5 protein-coding genes are annotated in these 9403 nt (G+C 61.4%); 4 read left to right on the top strand and 1 reads right to left on the bottom strand.

What is annotated here, in order from left to right; translation table 11 throughout:
* Positions 1-126: 126 nt before the first annotated feature.
* Positions 127-567, bottom strand: a complete 441-nt coding sequence (locus tag AC1DIS_RS29275; RefSeq protein ID WP_026286653.1) for a YkgJ family cysteine cluster protein — start codon at positions 565-567, stop codon at positions 127-129.
* 259 nt (positions 568-826) lie between these two features.
* Between AC1DIS_RS29275 and AC1DIS_RS29270 the strand changes: the two genes are divergently transcribed.
* The 4 genes from AC1DIS_RS29270 to AC1DIS_RS29255 all read left to right on the top strand — a co-directional run.
* Positions 827-3277, top strand: coding sequence for a glycogen/starch/alpha-glucan phosphorylase (locus AC1DIS_RS29270; RefSeq protein ID WP_064615887.1), 2451 nt, complete (start codon positions 827-829; stop codon positions 3275-3277).
* A gap of 193 nt (positions 3278-3470) precedes the next feature.
* Entirely contained in the window at positions 3471-7058 is a 3588-nt protein-coding gene (locus tag AC1DIS_RS29265) for a DUF2339 domain-containing protein (protein ID WP_477744130.1), read from the top strand.
* Positions 7055-8422 (top strand): DUF3999 domain-containing protein, encoded by a 1368-nt coding sequence (locus tag AC1DIS_RS29260; protein ID WP_018929192.1) that lies wholly within the window; start codon positions 7055-7057, stop codon positions 8420-8422. The genes AC1DIS_RS29265 and AC1DIS_RS29260 overlap by 4 nt, the downstream gene beginning before the upstream one ends.
* 244 nt (positions 8423-8666) lie before the next feature.
* On the top strand, positions 8667-9403 hold a 737-nt coding region (locus AC1DIS_RS29255; RefSeq protein ID WP_477781270.1), incomplete at its 3' end, for a class 1 fructose-bisphosphatase.

Here is a 9403-nt window from a genome sequence, read left to right as displayed (position 1 = left end):
GCGCAGCAGTCGTGAAATCAAACGCTGCGGTGCATCATATAAATCGTGTTTTCAGGCCTGCGACTGCTGCGCTGCCGAACGCAGCCTCGCTGGGGCTCGACAGCTGCTACGGGGATCGAGGCGGCTTTAAAACTTTTCGAGGGTGCGGCTGGAACTGCTGGTCTCGCGCACCACTTCTTTAGGCTTGTACGCGCAATACCCTGGCCGCGGTCCGATCTTCGGGTGGTTGCGGCAGGTGTCCGGGCGCTTATCATAAATAGTGCACAAACGGCTTTTACGATCCAGGTACAGGCAATCGTTGTTGCTCATGCGCTGGAGGGTGAAGATCTCGGACTTCTGGTTGTAGCGCTCGACAATCCCTTCCTTCTGCAAGCGCTTGGCGATGTTCTTGGGTGGATCGCCCAGTTCGAATTCGTCGACGATGCCGATACGGATCAGATCCTTGATCTTGACCTCGACCGGCAGCGTGCAGCAGCTGGACATGCACGAGCCGCACATTGGGGCAGAGTACTTGGCCCAGGTATCGAGGCGATCGATTTCCGCGGCGGCGATCAGGTTGGGCTTCATCATCGGTTGTTACCAGCGTGTGCATCAGGGCGCGCGATCATACCGGGACTGGTGGATTTTTGAACAACCTTTCGCCAGATTTTTTTTGCTTGTCGCAAAATAGTCCTGTGTCCGGCACGGCCCCTGCATTGTTTCTGGCCCACGACAACGTAATGTCGATCTATCTCGTACTAACAGGAAAAACTGCCGAACCAGAGTCTCTACGGTCTGTCAGACCGACTAGGCTCAGACAACTTCACGCTCGCTCGAGGTCTTATCGATGACTCAAGAACCACTTGTTCGCGAAGCAGAGGTGGCCGCATTCCGCGACGCCGTCTTGACCAAGCTCACTTACGCGGTGGGTAAAGACCCGGATCACGCCTTCGACCATGACTGGTTCGAAGCCATTGCCCTGGCGGCGCGTGATCACATGGTCGAGCACTGGATGGACCACACCCGGCAGATCTACCGCAAAGGCCAGAAACGCGTTTATTACCTTTCCCTTGAATTTCTTATCGGTCGCTTGCTCTACGACAGCCTGAGCAACCTCGGCTTGCTCGATGTGGCCCGCGAGGCCATGACCGAACTGGGGGTCGACATCGAACGCATCCGTCTGCTGGAGCCCGATGCTGCACTGGGCAACGGTGGCCTCGGACGTCTGGCGGCATGCTTTATGGAAAGCATGTCGACCCTCGGCATCGCCGGCCATGGCTATGGCATTCGTTACGAACACGGTTTGTTCCGCCAGGCCATCGTCGACGGCTGGCAGCAGGAGCAGACCGAACACTGGCTGGACTTCGGCAACCCGTGGGAGTTCGAACGACCAGAGGTGGCCTACCCGATCGGTTTCGGCGGCAGTGTCGAAACCGTGACCGATGAAGCCGGCAAGTCCAGGCAAGTCTGGTCCCCGTCGGAAACCGTGCGGGCCATCGCCTACGACACCCCGGTGGTCGGTTGGCGTGGTGCAAGCGTCAACACCCTGCGGCTGTGGCGCGCCCGGGCCATGGAAGAATTGCATCTGGAGCGCTTCAACGCGGGCGACCACTTGGGCGCGGTCGCGGAAGTGGCCTGGGCAGAAAGTATCTCCCGCGTGCTTTACCCGGCGGACAGCAACGAGGCCGGCCAGGAGTTGCGCCTGCGCCAGGAATATTTCTTCGTCTCCGCGTCCTTGCAGGACTTGTTGCGTCGCCATCGCAACATGCACACCTCGGTGCTGACTCTGGGCGATCACGCCGCCATTCAACTCAACGACACTCACCCCTCGATCGCCGTGGCCGAACTGATGCGTCAGTTGGTCGACGTCTATGACGTGGCGTGGGATGCGGCGTGGCAGATCACGGTCGACACGCTGTCGTACACCAACCACACGCTGTTGCCGGAAGCGCTGGAAACCTGGCCGGTCAGTCTGATGGAGCGGATGCTGCCCCGGCACATGCAGATCATTTACTTGATCAACGCCCAGCACATCGACTCGTTGCGAGCCAAAGGTGTTCACGATTTCGACGTGCTGCGTGCGATTTCGCTGATCGAGGAAGACAACGGTCGCCGCGTGCGCATGGGTAACCTGGCATTCCTGGGTTCCCACAGCGTCAATGGCGTGTCCGGCCTGCACACGCAGCTGATGCGCAGCACGGTGTTCTCCGAGCTGCACAAGCTTTACCCGGACCGGATCAACAACAAGACCAATGGCATTACCTTCCGCCGCTGGCTCTATCAGGCCAACCCCGAACTCACCTCCATGCTGGTCGACGCCCTCGGCCCGAATCTGCTGGACAACCCCGAGGAGCGCTTGCTCGCGCTGGAGCCGTTTGCCGAGAAGACTGCATTTCGCAAGCAGTTCGCCGAACAGCGGCTGCACAACAAGAAAGCCCTGGCGTACCTGATTCATGAGCGGCTGGGGATCGCGGTCAATCCGGCGGCGATGTTCGATGTGCAGGTCAAGCGGATCCACGAATACAAGCGTCAGTTGCTTAACCTGATGCACACCGTCGCGCTGTATCAGGCGATTCGTGCCGAGCCGGAAACCGACTGGGTGCCGCGGGTGAAAATCTTCGCCGGCAAGGCGGCGGCCAGTTATCACCAGGCCAAGCTGATCATCAAGCTGACCAACGACATTGCGCGGGTGGTCAACAACGACCCGACGGTGCGCGGCTTGCTCAAAGTGGTGTTCCTGCCCAACTACAACGTCAGCCTGGCCGAGAGCATCATTCCGGCGGCGGACTTGTCGGAGCAGATTTCCACTGCCGGCTTCGAAGCCTCGGGCACCAGTAACATGAAATTCGGCCTCAACGGCGCGCTGACCATCGGTACCCTGGACGGGGCCAACGTGGAAATGTGCGAGCGCATCGGTGCCGAGCACATGTTTATTTTTGGTCTCAGCGCCCAGCAAGTGGAAGCGCGCAAGCGTAACCATGAATTCAACGCCGCGCCGGACATCGCCGCCTCCCATCGGCTCAACGACGTGCTGCAAGCGATTCGCAGCGGGGTGTTCTCACCAGACGATCCGTCCCGTTATACCGCGCTGATCGATTCGCTGGTGGACTACGACCGCTTCCTGGTCTGCGCCGATTTCGACTCTTACTGGAACGCGCAGATGCGGGTCGAAGCTCACTGGCACGACTCGAAAGAGTGGTGGCGCTCGGCGGTATTGAACACCGCGCGGATGGGCTGGTTCTCGTCCGACCGGACCATTCGCGAGTACGCAACGGATATCTGGAAGGCTTTGGAGTAATTTTTAGCAACAAATGTGCGCAAGGCCCAACGTCCGTTGGGCCTGATCGATATACTAAGCACCAACTTGACCCAGTGTGGGAGCGGCGCACTGCCGCTCCCACACTGAATTCCGGGTGTCTGCTCACTAGACTGAGCCAGAGGCTGTATCGCACGGATCAGCCCCGCCACGGGGCCGCTTAGGGATATCGACCATGCAATGGATGTTAATGCTGATTGGGCTGCTGCTGGGCTGGATTCTTGACGAGTCGTTCAGCGAGGCGCTGTTGGGCGCTTTGCTCGGGCTGGGTCTCGGCCAGGCCATGCGTATCGGCCGCTTGAGCACTCAAACGGCCGAGCAGCGACGTTTACTCGATCAGGCTCAGGTTGCGCTGAATGCGGTCGAGCAGCGACTGGCGTTGCTGGAAGTGTCGGGTGCCAAGGCACCTGAACCAGGCGAACCGGTTGTCAGCGAACCCGCTGAGTCGCCTGAAGTCATTCTTGAGCAAGCCCCTGTCGCACCCACGGAGCTGGTCTGGGAGCTACCCCCCGAATTCGAACCCATCACCGCGGCCGCTGCCGAAACCAGTCGTCCGTTGCCCGCCGATGTCTGGCAGCCCGAGCCGGTCGCCCGCGAACCGCAGCAACCGGCCGAGCCGCGCGGCCCGAACTTCATCGAGCGCGCCATCAGCGGCGCACGCAATTGGCTGTTCGGCGGCAATACCGTATTGCGGGTCGGCGTGATGCTGTTGTTCCTCGGCCTGGCTTTCCTGTTGCGTTATGCCACCGAAGGCATGGTGGTGCCGATCGAGTTGCGCTACGCCGGTGTCGCGGCGGCGGCCTTGGGCCTGCTCGCCCTGGGCTGGTGGCTGAGACTGCGCAACAGCAACTACGCGCTGATGCTGCAAGGCACCGGGATCGCGGTGTTGTACCTGACGGTATTTGCCGCGATGCGTCTGCATCCGTTGCTTGATCCCAAGGCAGCATTGGGCCTGTTGGTGGTGGTGACGGTGTTCTCGGCGATTCTCGCCATTACCCAAAATGCGTTGGGCCTGGCCGCCGCTGCCGCGTTGGGCGGTTTCGCCGCGCCGATCCTGACCTCCACCGGCGCCGGCAATCACGTCGCGCTGTTCAGCTATTTCGCCCTGCTCAACGCTGGCATCCTCGCCATCGCGTGGTTCAAGGCCTGGCGGCTGCTCAACCTGATCGGGTTTGTCGGCACCTTCGGCATCGGCTTTGCCTGGGGCCTGCGCTCCTATAGACCGGAGCTGCTGTGGAGTACCGAGCCGTTCCTGATTCTGTTCTTCCTGATGTACCTGGCCATCGGTTTGTTGTTCACCCGGCGCAAGTTGCTGGAAATGAGCGACGCGCCCGAGGACGACAGCCGTGAAGCGCTGCTGCGCTGGTCGGCGCACAAGGGCGATTACGTCGACGGCATGATGCTGTTCGCGCCACCGTTGGTGGGCTTCGGTCTGCAGTTCGCGCTGGTGGAGCACTTTGAATTTGCCGCGGCCTTCAGCGCCTTGGCCTTGGGCATGATATACATGGGGCTGGCCCGGTTGCTGATGGGGGGGCGAGCACTGTTGTTGGCCGAAACCTGTCTGGCGCTGGGGGTGATCTTCGCCAGTCTGGCGATTCCTCTGGGGCTTGATGCGCGTTGGACTGCCGCAGCCTGGGCGGTGGAAGGGGCGGGGATTTTCTGGCTCGGCCTGCGTCAACGACGGCCGCTGGCGCGGGCCTTTGCCTTGCTGCTGCAATTGGGCTCGGCGTTGGCTTTTATCAGCGAATTGCGCAGCGGCGAGAGCAGCCTGCTCGATGGTGCGCCGCTGGGGGCGTTGATGCTCGGTGTTGCGCTGCTGTTCAGCTTCTACCAATTACGCAAAGCGTTGCCTGAACAGGCGTTGCCGTGGGAGCGCCAGGGCTTGCCGGTGCTGGCCTGCCTGGGCCTGACGTTCCTCTATCTGCTGGCGCCGCTGTTTTTCTTCACTCACGGCACGGCGATCAGTTGGGCGCTGGCCGGGTTGGCGACGCTGTTCGTCGGCCTGCGCCTGCAATCGCGGGCGTTCCTGTTCAGTGCGTTCGCCGTGCAACTGCTCGGCGGTGCGTTGTTCCTGGTGCGGCTGCGAGGGGCGAGCGGAGACTCGGCTGCGGTATTCAGCGCCGGCTGGAGCGGTTTGCTCAGCGCATCCTTGATCGGGCTGGCACTGATCGCCGGCATGTTGTTGGCGGCCCGGGACGAAATGGTGCGCAGTGACGTACGTTTGCTGCGTGGCTTGTCGGTGGTGCTATTGGCCGGTCTGGTGCTGATCAACCTGGCGGTGCTGTTCGTGTTGCCGTGGCAAACCGCGAGTGCGGTGTGGGCGGCCAGTGGTTTGTTCATCATCTGGCTGAGTCTGTACCTGAAGCAGCGTGTGAGTTTTGTCTTTGGTCTGCTGTTGCAGGTGATCGGCGGCGTAGCGTTCCTGTTCGCCGGGCCAGACCTGCTCGGGCCGCTGCTCAGCGAAGGGTTGCGACCGTTGGCGCATAGCGGGTTCTGGACACCGCTGGTGCTGGGACTGGCGGCATTTGTCGGGGCCTGGCGTTTGCAGCTAGGCAACCATGCTTCGGCTTTCGATGTGTTGAGCCTGCAGCGCTTGTCCGAAGTGTTGCTGGTGTGGGGCACGGGTTGGTGGGCACTGGCGTGGATCAGCGAAGTGCTGCGTTTTGCGCCTGTGAACCTGCAAGCGACGTTGTTGCTGGCGGTCGCGGCGGTGAGTGTGGCGCTGTGGGCGGTGCTGGCGCTGCGCCTGAAGTGGTCGTCGCTGGGTTTGCTCTGCACCTTGCTGATTCCCGCCGCCGGTCTGGTGTTGCTCGCGGCCTGGCATTCGCGTTATCACCCGGCCGCCAACTTCGGCTGGCTGGTTTGGGCCGCGGTGTTCGTCGTGCATTTCATCTCGTTGCAGCGTCTGGCGTCGATGCTGCCCGAAAAAGCCCAGAGCACCGCCCATGTACTCGGTTGCTGGCTATTGATCGGCGTGTTGGCCCTGGAGCTGCGTTATGGCTTGCTGCTGTTGTCGGAGCAGTACAACGCCTGGCGCTGGTTGGGCTGGGCGATTCTGCCGAGCCTGTATCTGGTGCTGATGGCCGCACCGCGCGCGTGGCCATGGCCAGTGTCGGCTTATCCCCGCGAGTACCGGGTCTATGCCGCCGCGCCGTTGGCGTTGTTAATGCTCGGCTGGTTCTGGCTGGCGAACATGGTCAGCGACGGCACCGCCGAGCCGTTGCCCTATGTGCCACTGATCAACCCGCTGGAGCTGGGCCTGTTGTTCGCCCTGTTCGGTGTTTATGTCTGGTCCCGCAACGCAGTCACGCAACTGGCGATCCGCAAGGATTACACCGATAACGCCACGCAGGTGATTGCCGGTGTTTCACTGTTCGCCTTCTTTACCGCGCTGGTGATGCGCGCGGCCCACCACTGGGGTGGCGTGCCGTTCGCGCTGGATCTGCTGCTTGAATCGATGCTGGTGCAGGCCGGCCTGTCCATCGTTTGGACGCTGATGGCCCTGAGTCTGATGATCGGTGGGCATCTGCGTCACCGCCGTGAAGTCTGGCTGATCGGCGCAGGGCTGATCGCGTTGGTGGTCGCCAAGCTGTTCTTCGTTGAATTGAGTAACCGCGGCGGGTTGGCGCGGATCGTGTCGTTTATCGGCGTTGGCGTGTTGCTGTTGGTGGTGGGCTATTTCGCCCCGCTGCCACCCAAGCGTGCCGAAGCCGTGCCGGGTGCTGAAAAACCGGCCCCTGAAACCGAAGGAGTGTCATCTTGAGTCAGAAGCTGAACCTGGGCTGGTGGGCTGCTGTTGTGCTGGGGGTGACACTGTCGGCTGGCGCGCAGGAAAAACCTGCGGACTTCGCCACGCAGGTGCCATTGTCTGTGAGCGGCGAGGGCCCGTGGTATCGCCTGGAATTGCCCTTGGGCGTGCAACTGAACGCGCGGCAAACCGATCTCAGCGATGTGCGTGTGTTCAACGCCGCCGGTGAGCCTCAGGCGTACGCTTTGGCTCGAGAGCCTGCGCAGACCCACGAAAACCGCACGCTGACCGACGTAAAGTGGTTCCCGTTGTACAACTCGGCGGATGCCAGCGAACGCACGCCGAGCGTACGGGTGCAATCGAACACCAACGGCACGTTGATCGAAGTGCAGCCGTCCAGCCAGTTGGAGGCGGGCGAAGAAGAGCTGCGCGGCTGGTTACTCGATGCCAGCGGCATCAAGGCGCCGTTGCAGCAATTAATCCTCGACTGGACCAGTGAACGCGACGGCTTCCAGCGTTTCAGCATCGAAGCCAGCAACGATTTGCAGCATTGGCAGTCGTGGGGTGAAGGGCAGGTGGCGCGTCTGACGTTTGCCGACGAACGGGTCGAGCAACATGAAGTCGGCCTGCCGGGGCAATCGGCGCGCTATCTGCGTTTGCTTTGGAATTCGCCTCAGTCGGCGCCAGTGCTGACCTCGGCGCAGCTGGAAAGCACCAACCCTCGCACCTTGCCGCTGCCGTTGGTCTGGTCGCAACCCTTGGCCGGCAGCAGCGTGAAGGCCGGTGAGTACATCTGGCAATTGCCGATGGGGTTGAACGTCCAGCGCTTGCAGGTCGAGCTGAATCAGCCCAACAGCCTGGCACCGGTAACGTTGTCGGGGCGCCGGGAGACCAGCCTGCCGTGGCAACCGCTGACCAACGGTTTGCTCTATCGCCTGACCCAGAATGGCCAGGATGTGGTGCAGAACGAATTGCAGTTGTCGGGCCAGACCGTGCAGCAATTGAAACTGACGGTGGATGAACGCGGCGGTGGCCTGGGTGCCGAAGCACCCACCGTGCGGTATGCCGTGCGCTCCACGCAATTGGTGTTCCTGGCGCGCGGTGCCGGGCCTTATACGCTGGCGCTGGGAAGTGCGACGGTGAAGGCTGCAAGCTTGCCATTGTCGACGCTGATTCCCGATTACAGCGCGGCGAAGCTGGCGACGCTGGGCAAGGCGACGGTGGACGGCGGGGCCGTGGTGACCCCGGCGGCGACAGCACCAACTGTGCTGGGCACGAACTGGAAAAAGATCGGGTTGTGGGCGGTGTTGCTGCTCAGTGTGCTGTTTCTGGGAGGGATGGCGTTCAGTTTGCTGCGCAAGCCTGCTGCTAAATCCTGAGGATGGCTGGCGCTGCGCGCCAGATCGCGGGCAAGCCGCTCCTGCAGGGGCGAGGCTTGCCCGCGAAGACGTCCTTCCTGCCACCAAAAATATCGAAACTGGCGCCCAATCGCGGCCCATTTCGAACTACGCTCAACCCCGCGCATGAACTCTATTGGGTGTATCACGTCTGATAGGAGGAAATGCGCCCCGACTCGCGTTAAACTGCGCGGGTTTTTAGCCCCCCATTCCTCCGGAGCCGTCCATGTCCCGCGTTACCCTGAGTCGCTATTTGATTGAGCAGACCCGCAGCAACAACACTCCTGCCGATCTGCGTTTCCTGATCGAAGTGGTGGCGCGTGCCTGTAAGGAAATCAGCCACGCCGTTTCCAAAGGCGCCCTGGGTGGTGTCCTGGGCAGCATGGGCACTGAAAACGTCCAAGGTGAAGTGCAGAAGAAGCTTGATGTGATGTCCAACGACATCCTGCTCGAAGCCAACGAATGGGGCGGTCACCTGGCCGGCATGGCATCCGAAGAAATGGACAATGCCTACCAGATCCCGGGCAAATACCCGAAAGGCGCGTACTTGCTGGTGTTCGACCCGCTGGACGGTTCGTCGAACATCGACATCAACGCGCCGGTCGGTACGATCTTCTCGGTGCTGCGTTGCCCGAACGAATACCTGACCCAGAACGAGCCTTTGAACGAAAAGGCCTTCCTGCAGCCAGGCACTCAGCAGGTTGCCGCCGGTTACGCGATTTACGGTCCACAGACCATGCTGGTGCTGACCCTGGGCAATGGCGTCAAAGGCTTCACCCTGGATCGTGAAATGGGCAGCTTCGTACTGACCCATGAAGACATCACGATTCCGGAGTCCACGCAGGAATTCGCGATCAACGCGTCCAACAAGCGTCACTGGGAAGCGCCGGTACAACGTTACGTCGACGAATTGCTGGCTGGCGATGAAGGCCCGCTGAAGAAGAACTACAACATGCGTTGGGT

This window comes from Pseudomonas sp. 05N433, from assembly GCF_056396925.1.
The sequence above is the reverse complement of the archived record's forward strand: the minus strand, read 5'-3'. Positions and strand labels throughout refer to the sequence as shown.